This window comes from Synechococcus sp. N32 (assembly GCF_900473895.1).
Classification (GTDB): domain Bacteria; phylum Cyanobacteriota; class Cyanobacteriia; order PCC-6307; family Cyanobiaceae; genus Parasynechococcus.
The window spans coordinates 439,748-457,577 of record NZ_UCND01000015.1; the positions used below are offsets into that span (position 1 = coordinate 439,748).

Genomic DNA, 17,830 nt, shown 5'->3' on the forward strand with positions numbered 1-17,830 from the left:
GTCAGCTGTCCTCCCCAGCAAGACGGCAGGCGCGTCGACCCAAAGCGGTGGCATAGGCGCGATCCACGGGGCCGGCCATGGGGCTCAGCTGGCCAGCCCGGCAATTCATCACCACTTTTTCGCGATGGCCCTGCTGATCGTTGAGCCGCAGCACCAGCTGCCAGTGGTTCTTGGCGCTGCGGGTGATGCCATCGGCACAGACGGGCCCTGTGCACAGCCCGGGGGACGCCCAGACAGGAACGGCGAGAAGAAGCACTCCTGCCAGAGCCATGCAGAGATGACGGATCATGCGGAGAGTTCCTGAGGCTGCTCTTCTAAAGCAGCCCTGGCATCAGCGTCGGTTCCGTCATCGGAAGGATGGAAGAAATCGTGGATGTCGCGAGCCAGGGCCGGGCCGACGCCAGGGGCCTTGGACAGGGTCTCAACCGATGCCAGCTGGATGGCATCGATCGAATGGAAATGAGCCAGGAGATCCTTGACCCTCTTGGGCCCAACCCCGGGGATGTCCGAGAGGCGTGAACGCTTCATCCGCTCACCACGCTGCTGGCGGTGGAAGCTGACAGCGAAACGGTGGGCTTCATCGCGCAGGCGGCGAAGGAGCACAACCCCGAGCTGATCCGGCTCACTCTCAAGCGGCTGGCTTTCACCGGGGAGAAACACCTCCTCGCGCTGCTTGGCGAGGGAGCAGACGTTGAGATCCTCGTGCAGGTCAAGCTCGCGCAGGGCCTCCATCACGGCAGAGAGCTGGCCCTTGCCGCCGTCGATCATCACCACATCGGGCCAGTCGTTGAGGCCGTCGGTCTGCAGAGCGCTGCCGCCTTTGTGACGCAGGGCACCCACATCCACCCCCTCTGCCTTGGCCCGAGCCCAGCGCCGAAAACGACGGCGCATGATTTCCGCCATCGCCATGAAATCGTCGCTGTGGCCAGAGCGGATGCTGCTGCTGCGGATCTTGTACTTGCGGTAGTGCTGTTTGGCGGGCAGTCCGTCGATGAACACCACCTGAGAGGCCACGGCATCGCTGCCCTGGATGTGACTGATGTCGTAGCCCTCGATCCTTCGCGGCGGGGTGGGCAACTCCAGCAGTTGCGCCAGATCCTCCGTGGCCAACGACTGCTTCTCCTGACCCTGCTTGGCGCGGAGCAACTCAAACTCCGCGTTGCGCTGCACCAGTTCGATCAGGTCGGCTTTCTGCTGGCGCTGCGGGCAGTGGATCTGCACCCGACGCTCGCGCTGTTCCGAGAGCCAATCCTCCATCAGTTTCTGCTGGGGTAGAGCCTGCTGCACCAACAACTCGGGGGGCACCTCAACGGAATCCACCTGGCTGTAGTGCTCTTCGATCACCCGTTGCAGGATCAGTCCAGGTCCCAGACCTGAGGCGTCGGCTGTGTAGCCAAGACGTCCCACCAACTTCCCAGCGCGCATCTGAAACAGCTGCACGGCCGCCAAACGTTCATCGAAGGCAAGGGCCAGCACATCCCGACTCACCGAGGAATCCGGAAGGCTCATCTTCTGATCGGCGGTGAGCTGATCCAGCCCCTGAAGTTGATCGCGAACCCGGGCCGCCGACTCGTAATCCATCCGCTCGGCATACCGCTCCATCTGCTCCTGAAGCAGCTGCTGCAGTTCATCGCTGCGGCCCTGGAAGACCATCGCCACCTTGCGCAGGGTGCGGTGGTAATCCTCCGAGCTGATTTTTTCCTGGCAGACCCCCGGACAGCGCCCGATGCTGTAGTTGAGGCAGGTGCGGTCGGGGTACATCGGCCGGGGTCGTTGCCGCAGCGGGAACACCCGCTTCACCAGAAACAGGGTGCGGCGCAGCAGACCCACATCGACATAGGGCCCGTAAAAGCGATCCAGGGGGCTTCGGAAGCGACGGCGACGGGTGATGAAAATCCGCGGGTAGGCCTCACTCCAGGTGATGCAGAGGTAGGGGTATTTCTTGTCGTCCTTCAGCAGCACATTGAAGTGCGGCTGATGGTTCTTGATCAGGTTCGACTCGAGAACGAGGGCCTCCGCCTCGCTGTCGGTGACGATGAACTCAATCTCACAGACCTGGCGTGTCATCAGCCGGATCCGTGGCGACAGATCATGCCGACTGCGGAAATAGCTGCGCACGCGGCTGCGCAACGCCTTCGACTTGCCGACGTAGAGGATCCGGTCGTCGCCGTCCCGCATCAGATAGCAACCCGGCTCAGCGGGGATCTCCTTGAGCCGGCGTTCAAGACGCTCGGGCTGCGTCAGCAGCGGTGCACCGGAGGCGGCATCCACCGGGCCAGCTCAGCCGCCGTAATTCCAGCCGGTGCTGGCCAGGTTCAGGGCCTCGCCATCGGCGATCAGGCGCGCCGTTTTCACTTCGCCCACAAAAACGGTGTGGTCACCATGCTTGATCGAGCCCACGAGTTCGCACTCCACACCTCCGACGGCATCGGTGAGCAGGGGAAGACCAAGTTCGCCCTCCTCGAAGGGTGCCGCTTCAAAGCGACCACCGAGTGCCTTCTGGGGCTTAAAAAACACGGCTGCCAGATCTTTCTGATCGGCCCGCAGCACGTTGAGCGAGAACTTGCCGGTGGCCTCGATGATGGTGTGACTGCTGCTGTCAGCACGAACACCCATCACCACCAAGGGCGGTTCGAACGATCCCTGGGTCACCCAGCTGGCTGTGAATCCGTTGACCTCATCACCGTTGCGAACACCGCAGATGAAGAGCCCATGGGGGATCTTGCGAAGCAGGACCTTCTTGGCGTCGGCGTCGAGGCTCATGGCACGGATGCGTTGGTTGAAATCTAAACAGCGATCCACTGCATAGGATCCGCCCATCGCTGATTCCCGATGCGGGCGCTCTACCCCGGCAGTTTCGACCCTCTCACCAATGGTCATATGGACCTGATCGAGCGGGCGGTGAGCCTGTTTGGAGAGGTGGTTGTCGCGGTGCTCAGCAATCCGAGCAAACGGCCCGCGTTCAGTGTCGAAGAGCGGATCGAACAGATCCGCACGGCGACACGCCACCTCTCCGGCGTTGAGGTGATCAGTTTCGATGGCCTCACCGTGAACTGTGCCGTCACCCATCGCGCCGACCTGATCCTGAGGGGCCTGCGAGCGATGAGTGACTTCGAATACGAACTGCAGATCGCCCACACCAACCGCTCCTTGGCAGACGATCTGGAAACGGTGTTCATGGCCACGACGGCCCGCCACAGCTTCCTCAGCAGCTCGGTGGTGAAGGAAGTGGCCCGCTTCGGTGGATCGATCGACCACATGGTTCCACCAGAGGTGGCGAAGGACCTCAACAGGCTCTTTAATTCAACTTTCCATGCCAGCTGAGATGAACGACGTCCGGTTCTCCGTTCTCGATCAACTCGATCAGCTGGAGGAAGTTGTGCTGGAGGGCAGTCGGCTGCCCTTCACCGGCGGACGTCTGGTCAATGAAACGGATGCCGTTGAGCTGCTGGATGCCGTCCGCGATGAATTGCCGAAGGAGCTGGAGCGGGCCGCCAAACTTCTGGATCGCCGGGACGAGTTCATCAACACCGCCCGCAGGAACGCCGAGGAGATCGTTGAACAGGCCCAGCGTCAGCGCGAGCAGCTTGTGAGCAACGCTGCCATCCGCCAGGAAGCGGAACGGCAGGTGAATGAGATGCGTGAGCAAGCCCGCCAGCAGTGTGAGCAATTGCTCCAGAAAACGCGCGAGCAGGGGGCGAAGTTGGAGCAGGAGATGCAAAGCAAGCTGGCCCAGTTGGAACAGCAGTTCGCCTCACGCCGCCAGCAGCTGGAGCAGGAAGCACTGGAGCGTCGCCAGCAGCTGGATCAAGAAGCGATTGAGCTGAAGCATCAACACGCTGAGCGACTCGATGCCAGCCGCCAACAGGCCCAGCAGCAATTGCAACAGATCGAGGCCAACGCAGCGGAACTCAAGCGCCATCACGCTGAGCAGCATGAAGCCAACCGACAGCAGGTGCTTCAGGATCTGGAGACGATTCGCCGTGAAGCCCTGCGTCTGCAGAAGGAAGGCCGTGATGAGGCCGAGCGAATTCACAACGACGCGCTGCAGTTCCGCCAGCAGACCCAACAGCAGTGCGAGTCGCTGATCCAACGCAGCCGCCAGGAAGCAGCCGGCGTTCAAGACGGGGCCAACCGTTACGCCGAGCAGACCCTGGGGGAGCTGGAGGTTCGCCTCAAGGAAATGGCCCAGGTGGTGATGGCCGGCCGTCAGGAGCTCTCCAAGATTCAGACGATCCGCTCCGCGGCCCCTGGCGCCAACGCTGGCGACGACAGCAAAACCGTTCCGTTCAGTCGGGCTCAGCGGGCAGCGTCACGGCTGCGGTCCATGCGGGGCAACGGCTGATCCGCTGGCTGGCCAGCAGGATCTGGCCCATCACGGAGTTGGGTGCATAGGACCCGTTGGCAATCATGCTCACGTAACGCGGTCCATCGGTGGTTTCAAGGATGCCGGAGATCGATCGAACTCCGCTGAGGGTGCCGGTCTTTCCCCAGAAGCGACCCACAAGTGGTGTGCCCCAGAAGTAGTTGCGCAGCGTTCCCCTCTGGCCTGCAATCGCCATCGAGGCCTGGTAGTAGGCCGCCAGGGGGTGTTGCGCCATGCGCCACAGCAGCACAGACAAGGAACGGCTGGTGAGACGGTTGCCCCGTGAGAGTCCGCTGCCATCCCGCAGCCGAAGTCCCGTCATCGGGATGCCCTGGGCTTGCAACCAGCGGGTGGTGGCGATGGACGCACGGTTCACATCCCAAACGTCCGCCGCTTCACGCATCAGCACCTCAGCGGTGAAATTGTGGCTCTCCGTGTTGGCCAGGCTGAGCAGGGCGTGCATCGGCGCGGAATCCTCGCTGTGCAGGACAACACTCGCCCGCCAGTTCCGCGCAAGGGCCGCCTCTCGGGTCCGCTGATCAACCATCTGCAGGCGGATCTGTCCCCCTTGCTGTTGCACGGTGGAGTTGAGGATCCGCTGCAGCCGTGCCGCTGGATCCATCACCGCCATGTGCAGGGCGTTGCTGGTGAGAGCAAGGCGAGTGATCGGTGCGCCGTAGGCGTAGGAGCGATCCGCAGGATCCCAATCGGCAGGCCACCAGAGTTGACGAGGTTCCTCCCGCACCATCAGCTGAACCGGCGCGGAGGCGGAGCTGGAGGTGCTGCTGGAGCCGCCCTGGCCGAGGGCAACCATGGCGAACTTCTGGATCTCGGCAATGCTGAGGTCGGGATCGCCCTCCCCCACGATCTCCAGTGATCCATCGGGATGACGCAACAGCTGCGTCTTCAGACGGAAGTCGGGGCCGAGGCGATCCAGGGCAAAGGCCGTGCTGACCAGTTTCTGATTCGATGCAGGAATCCGGGGGATCCCCCCGTTGAGATCAGCCAGCAGCTGACCCCGTTGATCGACAACGCTGACGCTCCAAAGCCGCTCTTCCGTGCCCACCGCTGATTCCAGGGCCGTCTGCAGGGCCGGGCACAGTGCACCGCCGCTGAGCATGGCCTGGCCCTGGCGCTGCACCACCGGAGGTGGTGCCAACAGTGGAGGCGCTGCCCTGACGGGCAACTGGGGCGCCAGCACCAGCAGGGAGACCAGGGCAGAGCGAATCACAGAGGCATCACTCCGCTCACAACACCTTTCAAGCGGTAGAGGCGACCCTCCAGCTCAACGGGCACACCCACCTTGAGCTTGGTGCCACCGATCACAACACCGGAGGGTTTGATCTCAGCCTGGGCCTCCATCACAAACCGGGCATGGCGGGGTAGAGCCGTGGCGGGAGCATCGGCGAGCACCACCGAACCATCGGGCTGCACCGCCGTCAGGGAATTGGTGACGTCATCTACCGACACCAGGCTGACCCGTCCGGCCGGTTGGTTGCGAATCACGATGTTGAGGGCTGCTTCCTCCCGCACTGAATTCAGCAGCTGCTCGGGATCGGCGCTGTACAGCCGCACCACATCAACGCTCACCTGCACAGGCTTCACGGCACCGGTGGCCTTGGCGACCGCATTCGAGAGCTTGGGGGACCAGACAACCCCGGCCAGAGCGGCCAAGGCGACGACTCCAGCCACGGCATCGATGGGTGAAAGGGATCGAAGCCTGTTGAGCACCATCGAAGGGGAGCCTGGGCTTGAACCTTAAGGAGGGTCTGAGCCTGGATCAAGCCAGAGGCGGCTCAATTGCGCAGACCATCAAGGAAGCGGTCGACCCCGGACAGCTGTTGCTTGATGCTGTCCGGATCTTCACCGGCCAGAAGCGCTGCTGTGGTGTCGGGATCCGGACGTTCGGGAAGCACCTCCAGTTGCCGGTAACCATCGGGATCCTGTCGATAGAGACGCCAGTCATCGGGGAAGCAGCGCATCAACGCGCCTCCCTCCAGGGGCTGGAGCCAGTAGGCCTGCTGCCAGCTGGCCACGAAACCCTTTCGGCGCTCCCGGGCCACGCTGCCGATGCCGACGGCGGCGTCTTCGAGACGTCCATTAAGCATCAGAACCACTCCTGCGTGGTTCTCACACAAGGCCTGGAACTCCTCGTAATCCGCAGGGGAGGGGTTCACCGCAAGCAGAAGGCGGGTGTCGGGACCATCGCTCTCCGCCCGTTTGAGCTGATTGAAATCAAGGATCACCTCCTTGAGGTCCTCCGCATCGCGCCGGGCCAGGGCGGCAGCACCGGCATCGGGCCAAACCATCAACAGGTCCTGACCGGCAGCGATCAGTGCTCGGGCCAGCCGTACCGCCACCGGCAGCAGGCGAAGCCCTTCAAAACGGAGGCTTGCGGCCCAGCGTTGACCGTCGCCGGATCCAACGGCCGCCAGGGCGGCTTGCAGCATGGCCTCCTCGGCGGCGAGCAGATCCGCGGGGAGGGCGAGACAGGAAGCGTCGGATTGAGTCATCGCCAAAGCATGTCAGGAAAATGCCTCGAGCACGGATGCAAAACGGCCGGGAACGGCGTCGAGATCCTGATCCGACAACCAGGGGCCAAGGGTCAGCCGCAGACCCGACTGACGTTCAGGCCCGGGAATGCCCATGGCCGTGAGCACAGCACTGTCGGCACTGCTGCCACTGCTGCAGGCACTGCCGCTGCTGCAGGCCACCCCCGCCGCCGCCAGCCGTCGCACCAGATCGCGTCCCGGCAGTGGCTGTCCACCAACGGTTTTGGCCAACAGCGCGATGTGATGGGGTAGACGATGATCGGGTGAAGGGCCGCAGAGCTGAAGCTGGGGTAGCTGCAGCAGGCGTTCGAGCAGTTGATCCCGTTGACGACGGATCTGGGTTGAGCTGCCCGGTGGAACGTGCTGGCTGACGGGGTCAAAGCTGGGGAGGCCCATCAGGGCTTCGGCCATGCCACCCACCAACGCAACAGGTTCGGTACCGGAGCGCAGGCCGTGCTCCTGTCCACCGCCGCCCTGGAGCGGTGAAAGGTCCACACCCGGGGCCCGAATCAACAGGCCCACGCCCCGGGGGCCACGGAACTTGTGGGCGGAGAGGGTCAGCAGATCAACGCCGAGCCGGTCGAAGGCGAAGCAACCCTGGGGAACAAGCTGGGTGGCATCGCTATGGATGACGATGCCGCGCTCGCGGCAGGCCCGAGCGATCGTGCTGATGGGTTGCAGTGCACCAACTTCGCCCTGGGCTGCAATCAGGGAAACCAATCGGGTTGGAGCGGACAACAACCGATCGAGCTGATCGAGCCGCAGGACGCCCTGACCATCAACGGGCCATTCGGCAATGGTCCAGCCCAGGGCTTCCAGTTGGTGCGCCGCAGCGACTACCGCCGGATGCTCCACCGCAGAGATCACCAACCGGCCAGGGACAAGACCGGCGGCAGTGCCGAGCAAGGCAAGGTGCACGGATTCCGTCGCCCCTGAGGTGACGATCAACTGATCAGGGCTGACAGCAAAGCGCTCGGCGATGCGCCAGCGCGCTCGCTCCAGAGCTTCCGCTGCTGCCAACCCAGCCCAATGGAGGCTGCTGGGGTTGGCCCAGGCCGTCTGCTGGAGCTGCTGCATCACCGCGATCACCGCCGGCAGGGGCGGTGTCGTGGCAGCAGCATCCAGGTAGAGCTCAGGGGGTTCCACGCTCGAACCGCGCCTTGGTGCGCTGCTCCAGGGACTCACTGGCGAGATTCAGCATCGAGTCGAGGGACGTGCTGCTGAGGAAAGCCTGCACCTTCTGCTGCGCCTCATCGCGGAGGCAGCGGTCGGGGCGCTGACACTGGTCAGCACAATCCTTGGAGCAATCGAAGTCGGTTGCGGCCGTCGGCGCAGGTGGAGCGGCAGGGGCTTCGCTGATCGAAGCCATCGAGGATCCTGCCGGCACCAGATCGGGCGTCAGCACCCCGTCAAACACCGCTTCGGCGGGTCCCGTCATCAGCACGGAACCGGAACGATCACGCCACTCAATCATCAGCGGACCGCCGGGCAGCACCACCTCGGCGCAGTCATCGGCGAGGCCCAGCAGCACCGCCGCCACCAGGGTGGCGCAGGCACCGGTGCCGCAGGCCAGGGTCGGGCCAGCCCCCCGTTCCCAGACCCGGATCTCCAGCCGCTCACGGCTGTGCACCTGGAGGAAATGAACGTTGGTCTTGGCCGGGAAAGCCGGATGGACCTCCAGGGCAGCACCCCAGGCATCAAAGGGAATGCTGGCCAGGTCGTCGACGGGCACCACCACATGGGGATTGCCCATGCCAACGGCCGCCACCTTCAGTTGTTCTCCCTCCAGCAGCAGCACCCCCTGCGGCAGGCCGTCTTCGGGCATCAGGGTTGTGGGGATGCCCTCGGAGGTGAGGAAAGGAGGACCCATGTCCACCCGCAACTGGCCATCGGCCATCAGTTCGGGGCGAATCATTCCCGCCAGGGTTTCGATCTCCCAGCGGCGGCCTGGGGCATCACCGTCGGTGTCGGCCAGGTAGCGGGCCAGGCAGCGAATGCCGTTGCCACACATTTCGGCCTCACTGCCATCGGCATTGAGAATCCGCATCCGCAGTTCTCCCTCCGCCTGAGGAGGCAGCGCCAGAATCAGGCCATCGCCACCAACGCCGAAGCGCCGATCACAGATGCGCCGCACCCAGGCGGGATCGGGATTGCTGATGGCATCGGGCAGTTGTCCCTGCCGGCCTTCAACGATCAGGAAGTCGTTGCCAAGTCCCTGATATTTGCTGAACTGCAGCATTCGTGGCCGGTATTGCCCCCGAATCCTATGGAGACATCTCCACTCGATCCAAGCCTTCCGGGGGTTCGGTTGCTGCAGAGCTGGATTCGTGAACAGCTCCCCCTCAGCATTGCTGTGGTGGGACAAGAGCCCATCGAGGGGCGTCTGATCTGGCAGAACCCTGAATTTCTGGCCATCGAACGGGCGGGTGCGAGCCGGCCCGTGCTGATCAACCGTCGGCAGATCAGCGTGATCCGCTCCCTCGGCTGAACACCAGGAATGTGGCACGATCGCAACCTTGCCGAGCGCTGGTTCCGTGAACGCTGCCAACCCTGCCGTCGACGCCAGTGCCCAGACCGGTCGTTATGACCCCACCGCGCTGGAACAGCGCTGGCAGGAGAGTTGGAAGGCGGATGGGGTGGACACCACTGAAGTAGGTGGTGAGAAGCCCGGATTCTTTGCCCTGTCGATGTTCCCGTACCCCTCGGGGAGCCTGCACATGGGCCATGTGCGCAACTACGTGATCACCGATGTGATCGCCCGGGTTCAACGCATGCGGGGCCATGCCGTGCTGCATCCGATGGGCTGGGATGCCTTCGGACTCCCCGCTGAAAATGCGGCAATCGAACGCAATGTGGACCCCGGCGAGTGGACCGACCGCAACATCGATCAGATGAGGGCGCAGCTGGATCGCCTTGGCCTTTCGATCGATTGGAGCCGCGAACAGGCGACCTGCCACAGCGACTACTACCGCTGGACCCAGTGGCTGTTCCTTGAACTGCTCGAAGGGGGGCTGGCCTATCGCAAAAACGCCACCGTCAACTGGGATCCCGTCGACCAGACCGTGCTGGCCAATGAGCAGGTGGATGGTGACGGCCGCTCCTGGCGCTCCGGAGCTCTGGTGGAACAACGCCAGCTGAATCAGTGGTTCCTGCGCATCACCGACTACGCCGAGCCGCTGCTCAACGACCTGGACGCCCTCAAGGGGTGGCCGGAACGAGTGCGCACCATGCAGGCCAACTGGATCGGTCGCTCGGAAGGGGCGGAGATCAGCTTCAGCGTTGAAGGGGCACAGGATCAGACGATCACGGTGTTCACAACTCGGCCCGACACCCTCGCTGGGGCGAGCTACGTGGTGCTGGCACCGGAAAACGAGCTGGTGGACAGCCTCACCAGCGCTGAACAGAAGGGCACGGTGGAGGCCTTCCGCAAGGAGGTGGCTCGTCTGAGCACGATCGAACGCACCAGTGATGACAGGCCCAAACGGGGGGTGCCCATCGGCAGTCACGTGATCAACCCCCTGACGGGGGCGGTGCTGCCGGTGTGGATCGCCGACTACGTGCTGGCCGAGTACGGCACGGGCGCCGTGATGGGCGTGCCGGCCCACGACCAACGCGACATCGCCTTTGCCCGGTCGAATGGTCTGCCGATCCAGCAGGTGATCGACGCCGAGGGAGCTGCTGAAGCCATCGCGGCCGGTCAGGCCTGGACGGATGCCGGAACACTGGTCAACTCCGGCAGCTTTGATGGCACGGCCTCCAGCGAAGCCAAAGGCGCCATCACCGGCCACGGCGCCGAGAAGGGCTGGGCACGGAGCAAGGTCACCTATCGCCTTCGCGACTGGCTGATCTCACGCCAGCGCTACTGGGGCTGCCCCATTCCCGTCATCCACTGCGATGACTGCGGTGCTGTTCCGGTGCCCCGCGAGGACCTTCCGGTGGAGCTGCCCCGGGGCATTGATCTCTCGGGCAAGGGCGGTTCGCCCCTGAGCCAGCAGAGCGACTGGGTGAATGTGGCCTGCCCCCGCTGCGGCAAGCCGGCCAAGCGGGAAACAGACACCATGGACACCTTCATGTGTTCCTCCTGGTATTTCCTGCGCTTCGCCGATCCCCACAACACCGAGAAACCTTTCAGCAAGGAGGCGGTGAACCGCTGGTTGCCGGTGAAGCAATACGTGGGCGGCATCGAACACGCGATCCTGCACCTGCTCTACGCCCGTTTCTTCACCAAGGCGCTGAACGATCGCGGCCTGGTCGACATCAACGAACCGTTTGAACGGCTCCTCACCCAGGGCATGGTGCAGGGAATCACCTACCGCAATGCGACAACCGGCAAGTACATCGCTCCAGCGGACGTGGCAGATCCCGAAAATCCCCGGGACCCCAACACCGGCGACAAGCTCGAGGTGTTGTTCGAGAAGATGTCGAAGTCGAAGTACAACGGCGTTGACCCCGCGGCGGTGATCGACCGCTACGGCGCAGACACAGCCCGCATGTTCATCCTGTTCAAGGCTCCGCCGGAGAAGGATCTGGAGTGGGATGACGCCGATGTGGAGGGCCAGTTCCGCTTCCTGCAACGGCTTTGGCGCCTTGTTGAGGCCGGTGCTGCCCGCATCGACTCACTCGAGCCGATGCAACGGCCGGCCGATCTGAGCGATGCCGACAGCGACGTACGTCGGGCGCTGCACCTGGCCATCGAAGCCGTCAGCGAGGACCTCAGCGACGAGATCCAGCTGAACACGGCCATCTCCGAGCTGATGAAGCTCTCCAATGCCATCAGCTCCACGGGCATCGAGGCCCTGAGTGCACCTGTGTTGCAGGAAACTCTTTCCGGACTGGTTCGCCTGCTGGCTCCGTTCGCGCCACATCTGGCGGAGGAGTTCTGGAGCCGTCTGGGGGGAAGCGGCAGCGTGCACCGTCAAAGCTGGCCGGTTCTGGATCCAACGGCACTGGTGCAGGACAGCGTTGAAGTGGTCATCCAGGTGAAGGGCAAGGTGCGGGGCAAACTGCAGGTTCCGGCCTCCGCAGACAAGGAAGAGCTGGAACGGCTCGCCCTGGCCAGTGATGTGGCCGAAAAATGGTTGGAGGGTGCAGCCCCCCGTCGGGTGATCGTGGTCCCCGGAAAACTGGTGAACCTGGTGCCCTGATCCCAGGCGGGATCAGCCTTTGCTGAAACGCATCGAGGCGGGCTGGCTCCAGTCGCCCTGGGCACTGAAGCCGCGCTGGTTGCCGGTGAGGTGACGCAGAATCCAAAAGATGGATTCATCGGTGCCATCCCCGAGGGCCAGGCGAATCTCATCGGCGGAGCGGGCCACACCGTCGGCCAGGATCGCTTCCACACGACCTTGAAGGTCGAGAATCGCTGCCGCTGCCTTCTTGCCGGCTTCCACGCCGGGCTGGTGGTAGGCGTTGATGTTCACCAGTTCGCCGTAGAGACCGACGGCACGCTCGAACAGAGCGATCAAGGCACCGAGACGGCGGGCATCAAAGCGGCGCATGCTGATCGTCATGCTCTGGCGGCCACCCTCTGTAAGGGCTGAGCGGGTGCCCTGCAGGAAACCATCGAGGAAGTCGCCAGGGCATTCCCCGCCAAGCGTGGGGATGTCGCTCACGTCTTCGAGCACCTCGATGAAGGTGGCGAAGAAATTATCGACACCGTCGCGGAGCTGCTGTACGTAGGCGTGCTGGTCGGTGGAGCCTTTGTTGCCGTAAACAGCGATGCCCTGATGCACCACGTCACCGTTGCGATCCAGGCGCTTGCCCAGGGATTCCATCACCAGCTGCTGGAGGTAACGGCTGAACACCTCCAGACGATCGCGGTAGGGCAGAACTACCATGTCGCGCTGACCGCGACCACCACCGGCCACGAACCAGGAAGCGGCCATCAGGGCGGCTGGATTGCGGCGCAGATCCGCGGCGCGGGTGGCGGCATCCATCTGAGAGGCGCCGGTGAGGAAATCGCGGATGTCACAGCCAATCAAGGCACCGGGCAGCAGACCAACGGCACTGGTGATGCTGGTGCGCCCCCCCACCCAATCGAACATGTCGAAGCGCTTGAGCCAACCTTCCTTCTGGGCCTGCTGATCCAGCTTGCTGTCGAGCATCGTCACGGCAACGGCCTGGCCGGCCCACTGGCCCCCAGCGGCCTCGAGGCGATGGCGAGCCTGCTCCATGCCGAGGTGGGGTTCGGGCGTTCCCCCCGACTTGCTCACCGTCACCACCAGGGTGCGGTCGAGACGCCCCTCCAACCCCGCCAAAACGTTGCTCATCCCATTGGGATCGACGTTGTCGAAGAAATGAAACGGAAGCCCCTCGCCCGGGTTTTGGAGTGCCTTGATCATCAAGGCCGGTCCCAGGCCACTGCCGCCGATGCCGATCCAGAGCACATCGGTGAAGGCTTCGCCGTTGGGGGCCTTGATCGTTCCGTTGATCACATCGCGACCAAAAGCTGCGATCAGACCGATTTCCCTGGAGATGTGCTGTTGAAGCTCTGACGAGGGAGCGAGTTCAGGAGTGCGAAGCCAGTAATGCCCCACCTTGCGCTGCTCATCGGGATTGGCGATGGCGCCGGCTTCCAACTCCTGCATCGCCGCGAACGCCTTGTCCATTCGCGGCTGCAGCTGCTGCAGATCAGTGGCGTTCACATGCATCCGGCTGATGTCGAGCCAGACGCCCAGATCATCGTGATACCAGCTGAGATCGCAGAACCTCTGCCACTGAATATGAGCGTCGGAAGCGTTGAAATCCGGAAAGCTCATGCCGGGCGGACGGTGCAGTCCTGCCGAACGTATCCAGAATCTGACGGGATGCCCACGGGAAAGGACACCACAGCTAGTTTCATGTCATCTTCCGCTGACCCCATTTCCATCCCCCATGGCTGAGCCATCGCGATGGACAACAGCTCTCTTGGCGACGGCAGCGAGCCTGTGCCTGGTTGGTCAGTGGTCACACCCGGTTGGTGAGGTTGGGGATCAAGCCCCACTTGTGGTGGAGGACAGACTCGAGCCCACAGATTTTTCGCCCGAAGAACTGAAGCTGCTGCAACGGCGCTTCGGGGTGCACGGCCCCCAGACGCAGCTGGCCCAGCTGTTCACCAGCGGGATGGATCAGCTCCAACCATTGCGCGCATCCACCCTGGATCGTCTTCGCGAGCTGAAGCCGGTGATCCTGCGCCAGGCAGCGGCGCATCAGGTGAATCCAATGCTGATCACCGCCGTTCTTTTCGACGAAATTCAGCACTCCAAGCCGGGGGAGAACCTCCCTTTCATCGCCCATTCCGGTCTTGTGAAGACCCACGGACCGGCCCAGATCAGCGTCTCGGAACTGATCCATCAGAACCGGCTGCCGGCGAACCCAACCCAGGAGGAGATCACCTGGGCCCGCAATCAATTGCTGGACCCCGAGATGAACATCACCCTGCTGGCGGCCAAGTTTCAACGGCTGAAGCTGGCCCTTGGTCTGCCGGAGAGCTTGATGCTGCAGGCGAGCCGCTCCTACCTGGATGCCAAGGCCATCGCCACCCTCACCTACCTCCACAACGGGAAATTGGATTACCCAGCTCGGGTATTGAGATACATGCAGGACCCTGAACTGCACGGTTTGATTTACGGCGGTCGCCAACCGAATCCCGACATCACGGTTTAAAGATCAACGATGAGCACTTGGCTGCGTGAGCGGCCCAACCCAATCCCTCGTCTCCTCATCCCTCAGTTGAGGGAGTTCATCAGCTCTGCCTCTCCCCCATATGGGGGATGTGGACGCCCCCCTATCTGTTGAAACATCGATCCAGCACGGCAGATCGATGAAACAACTCCTTCACCTGCTGGCATTTGGCCTGCTTGTCCCATCAACCGCACTCGCTCAGGTGGACGCCGAAGTGGCAGCACAGTGCAGAGATGCCAGGGATTTCTATGGCTGCGTCAGGGCCTTCACCACTCCGGTCCGGCGTTCCGATGACATTGACCCTTATGCCGGCGTGATAGGGCAATATTTCCCCCGGAGCATGAATCCGGCGGGTCTTGTTGAAGGGATCCTGCGGGGCGTCCTGCGCTGAACCCAATCGGGCTCCATTCACTTGTGGCAGCTCGCCCAGAATCGATCGGAGCGGCTGGTGGCGGCGTGTTTGGTTTTGCGGCCGCTGACCCGCTTGCGCCAAAGCTTGAACGATGACGCTTTCATCTGTTGCCGCATCACTGCGATCACCTGCGGCTCGGAGAGTCCGAATTGAAACTCGATCGCCTCGAAGGGCGTTCGGTCTTCCCAGGCCATTTCGATAATGCGATCAAGATCCTCGCTGGGGAGCGTTGTCACCGACGCAGTACACAGGCATGCGAACGCTAACGACGCATCAACTCACGCAGAGGTCACCGAGGGCCGCCAGCCGCGTCTGAAGTTTCGACCAGTCAAAACTGCGGGGATCATCCCGTTCTCCGCCCAGATCCACGTGGCGATGGGTGGTGATCGCCGCTGGCGGCAGATTGAAGGAGCGGATCCAACCCGACAACACCAGGGCCAGCGCGTCGTATTGCTTGGAGGTGTAGCCAACGTGGGAACGGTTGGCATTCGCGCCTGATGGTGGTGTCTCCAAGCTCAGATGCAGAGCAAAGTTGTTGATGGAGCCCTTGAGCTTCCTGTTGGTGATCGCCCACTCCCCCAGAAAGGCCGAAAAACCTGCGCCATAGGCCCGGCTCAAGGGATCCACCAGATCCAGAACGCGTCCGTCCTGGCCCACCAGGGTGTGATAGCTCACCTGATCCTCATCGCGGGGATGGGGCGTCATGAAGGTGTTCAGAGCGGAGCTCAAGGAGTAGACGGTTTCGTGCAGTACCACCACCCTCGGCGTGGCGTCGATCACACGGCCGTAGGCGTCCTTGTCGTAGCGCTCACCAAAATTGGTGGGATCGATCTTCACGAACGTCCGCCAGGAACCCGAACGGGCATCGAGCTGGTTCAAATGCGACCGCAACGCCCTGTCCACACCCGAACACTGCCGGGCCAGGGGCGAGCGCCAGGAGCGCGACTTCGGTGGTAACGGCACCGAAGAGGAGGGGTTGTTCTCACGTTGGCGACCACGCTCCATCCCCACAGGAGAGAGCTTCCCTCGCTCCATCAACGACCAGCTGGTCAGCCCCAGAGCCAACGTCCCCGCTGCAGCAACGCTGATGGAGAGCGGACGGTGCTGCTCAACGCGGTTCCACACACCGGTGCAGAGACGGCTTAGACGATCTCGAACCATCGATCCCGCAACTGGCGTTGTTCCGTTGTGCACCCAGGATCCCAATCCAACGTCCAATGATCCACACCCGCATCAGGGAAGAGCTGGGTCTCCTTGAGCAGGCTGCGTCTTGAATAGGTAACGCGCACACATTCCTGCTTCTCAAGCAGAACTGCGAGGTCACTGCTGCGACGCACCCGGTAGCCATTGATCGCCAACAGCTCATCACCCACCACAAGCCCGGCCCGCTGCCCGGGACTGTCAGGCCGCACCCGCTGAATCAAAGCGGCACCCTCAGCATCCTTGAGGGTGAGTCCATGATCGGGATGCTTGAGCGGCACAGGGTCCATGCGCAGACCCAGAGCCTTCACGCAATCAAGCAGGGGAACGGCCTCGGGCTGGTCCAGCCATTGATCCAGATCCGAGGCAAGATCGCGATCCCATCGAGCCACTGCCGCCTTGATGTGATCACGGCTGTAGCCACGGGCCTGACGGCCGGGGCCCTGCCACAACTCCCGCAGGATCGCGGCCATGGAGTGGCCGCGCCGCCGCAGGCGCACGTCGAGGCAGAAGGCCACCGCTGCACCGAGGCGGTAGTAGCTGATCTGGCTGTCCCGTGAGGCTGGCGTGGCTTTGTACAGCTTGATCCACGCCTCACGGGCACTGGCCGCCAACGACTGGATCGAGCAACCGGGTGACATCAGCACGCTGGACAGCTCCTCCCCCAGATCCTTGAGCAGGGTCGGTCGATCCGAACATCCCGCCAAAAGGGGCAGGCTGAGGTCGAAGTAGCTGGTGATTCCCTCGGCAAACCAGAGGCCTTCGGTGATCACCGCCTGCCCGTAGTCGTAGGGGCGAAGCTCAACGGGCCGCAGCCGCCGCACATTCCACTGGTGCAGGTATTCATGGCCGATCAGCTGCAACAGCTGCCGGTACCCCTTGGGCTTGGCCAGAGCCGACCAGCTGAACTGCAGCACAGCACTGTGGTCGTGTTCGAGGCCGCCGTAACCCTGATCAAGCAGTTGCAACACAAGCTGGTAGCGGTCCCCCGCCGGGGGAGGGGTCCCCAGCAAGCGACAGGTGGCACTGCACACCTTTTCGATGTCGCTGATGAAGTTCGGGGGCCAACCCATCGGTGGCGTTCCGATCAGCAACAGCTCATGGGTCTTGCCCTCCACCATGAAGGGTTCTGCCTGAAAAGGCCCCGCATGCAGCGGGCTGTCCACGAGGGCATCGAAATCGGCAGCGACCCAGCCCTCAGCGCTGGGCTCCAGCGGCAGATGCACACTCCAGTGCTCCGGAGCCGTGACGGCAACGTGGTGTGGTGACCAGCGGCACCCGTCGATGTCCATCGCCACAGCAGCGAGGCAGAGCGATGCGAAATCAGGATCCAACAAACCGGTGCGGACAGTGAGATCCCGGGCTTCCAGCTGATAGTTGAGCGTGAGCGGGCTCAGGTCCGGCAGATCACAGAGCCACTGGTGCGGCGCCATGCGACGCACCGGCAGCTCCTCGTCGTTGGCCAGCAGCTGCAGGCTGTGGAGGTGCTGGGCGTGATCACGAACCGTGTACGACCCCGGTGTCCACACCGGCAGTTGGAAGGTCTGGCGTTGGGTCTGCGGTGTCCACTGGATGGAGACCGCGATGGTCTGTGTTTCGGGATGGCTCAGATCGAGCCGGATCTGAACCGGTTCGAACACG

18 protein-coding genes are annotated in these 17,830 nt (G+C 63.1%); 6 read left to right on the forward strand and 12 right to left on the reverse strand.

Annotation, left to right across the window (positions count from 1 at the left end):
* Position 1 precedes the first annotated feature (1 nt).
* Genes DXY35_RS10880 through DXY35_RS10890 form a run of 3 tightly spaced genes read right to left on the reverse strand, consistent with a single transcriptional unit; the run spans position 2 to position 2,763 of the window.
* A complete protein-coding gene (locus tag DXY35_RS10880) occupies positions 2-289 on the reverse strand; it encodes a hypothetical protein (RefSeq protein ID WP_115082297.1) in 288 nt (95 codons plus the stop codon).
* Positions 286-2,271: an excinuclease ABC subunit UvrC gene (gene uvrC / locus DXY35_RS10885; protein WP_115082298.1), complete on the reverse strand. Its 1,986-nt coding sequence runs from the start codon at positions 2,269-2,271 to the stop codon at positions 286-288. Before uvrC ends, DXY35_RS10880 begins: the two co-directional genes overlap by 4 nt.
* A 9-nt stretch (positions 2,272-2,280) precedes the next feature.
* Positions 2,281-2,763 carry a flavin reductase family protein gene (locus DXY35_RS10890; protein WP_115082498.1) on the reverse strand — a complete coding sequence of 161 codons (483 nt, stop codon included), beginning with the start codon at positions 2,761-2,763 and terminating at the stop codon, positions 2,281-2,283.
* Positions 2,764-2,832: 69 nt separating this feature from the next.
* On the opposite strand from DXY35_RS10890, the gene coaD reads away from it, so the two are divergent.
* Together coaD and DXY35_RS10900 are read left to right on the forward strand one after the other, a co-directional pair.
* A complete protein-coding gene (gene coaD / locus DXY35_RS10895) occupies positions 2,833-3,324 on the forward strand; it encodes a pantetheine-phosphate adenylyltransferase (RefSeq protein ID WP_114989170.1) in 492 nt (163 codons plus the stop codon).
* Position 3,325: 1 nt separating this feature from the next.
* Positions 3,326-4,345: a hypothetical protein gene (locus DXY35_RS10900; protein ID WP_115082499.1), complete on the forward strand. Its 1,020-nt coding sequence runs from the start codon at positions 3,326-3,328 to the stop codon at positions 4,343-4,345.
* Here DXY35_RS10900 and dacB read toward each other — a convergent pair.
* The 5 genes from dacB to dapF form a co-directional block, all read right to left on the reverse strand.
* Positions 4,290-5,597: a D-alanyl-D-alanine carboxypeptidase/D-alanyl-D-alanine-endopeptidase gene (gene dacB / locus DXY35_RS10905; RefSeq protein ID WP_115082299.1), complete on the reverse strand. Its 1,308-nt coding sequence runs from the start codon at positions 5,595-5,597 to the stop codon at positions 4,290-4,292. The two genes, DXY35_RS10900 and dacB, sit on opposite strands and share 56 nt — an antisense overlap.
* Complete coding sequence (locus DXY35_RS10910) at positions 5,594-6,100, reverse strand: DUF4330 domain-containing protein (protein WP_115082300.1); 507 nt, start codon at positions 6,098-6,100, stop codon at positions 5,594-5,596. The genes dacB and DXY35_RS10910 overlap by 4 nt, the downstream gene beginning before the upstream one ends.
* A 62-nt stretch (positions 6,101-6,162) precedes the next feature.
* The gene (locus tag DXY35_RS10915; RefSeq protein ID WP_115082301.1) at positions 6,163-6,879 is read right to left on the reverse strand and encodes a DUF1995 family protein; all 717 of its coding nucleotides are present in this window, start codon (positions 6,877-6,879) and stop codon (positions 6,163-6,165) included.
* A 12-nt stretch (positions 6,880-6,891) separates the two neighbouring features.
* The gene (locus DXY35_RS10920) at positions 6,892-8,064 is read right to left on the reverse strand and encodes a cysteine desulfurase family protein (RefSeq protein ID WP_115082302.1); all 1,173 of its coding nucleotides are present in this window, start codon (positions 8,062-8,064) and stop codon (positions 6,892-6,894) included.
* Complete coding sequence (dapF, locus tag DXY35_RS10925) at positions 8,051-9,157, reverse strand: diaminopimelate epimerase (protein ID WP_115082303.1); 1,107 nt, start codon at positions 9,155-9,157, stop codon at positions 8,051-8,053. The genes DXY35_RS10920 and dapF overlap by 14 nt, the downstream gene beginning before the upstream one ends.
* Positions 9,158-9,184: 27 nt before the next feature.
* Here dapF and DXY35_RS10930 point away from each other — a divergent pair, with 27 nt between their 5' ends.
* Both DXY35_RS10930 and leuS read left to right on the forward strand, forming a co-directional pair.
* Positions 9,185-9,406 carry a hypothetical protein gene (locus tag DXY35_RS10930; RefSeq protein WP_115082304.1) on the forward strand — a complete coding sequence of 74 codons (222 nt, stop codon included), beginning with the start codon at positions 9,185-9,187 and terminating at the stop codon, positions 9,404-9,406.
* 46 nt (positions 9,407-9,452) lie between these two features.
* Positions 9,453-12,062 (forward strand): leucine--tRNA ligase, encoded by a 2,610-nt coding sequence (gene leuS / locus DXY35_RS10935; RefSeq protein WP_115082500.1) that lies wholly within the window; start codon positions 9,453-9,455, stop codon positions 12,060-12,062.
* A 12-nt stretch (positions 12,063-12,074) separates the two neighbouring features.
* Here the strand turns inward: leuS and DXY35_RS10940 are convergent, their stop codons facing one another.
* Positions 12,075-13,673, reverse strand: a complete 1,599-nt coding sequence (locus DXY35_RS10940) for a glucose-6-phosphate isomerase (RefSeq protein ID WP_115082305.1) — start codon at positions 13,671-13,673, stop codon at positions 12,075-12,077.
* A gap of 115 nt (positions 13,674-13,788) precedes the next feature.
* On the opposite strand from DXY35_RS10940, the gene DXY35_RS10945 reads away from it, so the two are divergent.
* Both DXY35_RS10945 and DXY35_RS10950 read left to right on the forward strand, forming a co-directional pair.
* Positions 13,789-14,559, forward strand: a complete 771-nt coding sequence (locus DXY35_RS10945; protein WP_115082306.1) for a helicase DnaB — start codon at positions 13,789-13,791, stop codon at positions 14,557-14,559.
* 157 nt (positions 14,560-14,716) lie between these two features.
* The gene (locus DXY35_RS10950; RefSeq protein ID WP_244273118.1) at positions 14,717-14,968 is read left to right on the forward strand and encodes a hypothetical protein; all 252 of its coding nucleotides are present in this window, start codon (positions 14,717-14,719) and stop codon (positions 14,966-14,968) included.
* A 17-nt stretch (positions 14,969-14,985) separates the two neighbouring features.
* On the opposite strand, the gene DXY35_RS10955 is transcribed toward DXY35_RS10950, so the two are convergent.
* From DXY35_RS10955 to DXY35_RS10965, 3 genes are read right to left on the reverse strand one after another with little or no spacing between them, the layout of a single operon-like run.
* Positions 14,986-15,225, reverse strand: coding sequence for a TIGR03643 family protein (locus tag DXY35_RS10955; protein WP_115082307.1), 240 nt, complete (start codon positions 15,223-15,225; stop codon positions 14,986-14,988).
* Between the two features lie 37 nt (positions 15,226-15,262).
* The gene (locus tag DXY35_RS10960) at positions 15,263-16,150 is read right to left on the reverse strand and encodes an N-acetylmuramoyl-L-alanine amidase (RefSeq protein ID WP_115082308.1); all 888 of its coding nucleotides are present in this window, start codon (positions 16,148-16,150) and stop codon (positions 15,263-15,265) included.
* The gene (locus DXY35_RS10965) at positions 16,132-17,829 is read right to left on the reverse strand and encodes a M61 family metallopeptidase (RefSeq protein WP_115082309.1); all 1,698 of its coding nucleotides are present in this window, start codon (positions 17,827-17,829) and stop codon (positions 16,132-16,134) included. The genes DXY35_RS10960 and DXY35_RS10965 overlap by 19 nt, the downstream gene beginning before the upstream one ends.
* Position 17,830 lies beyond the last annotated feature (1 nt).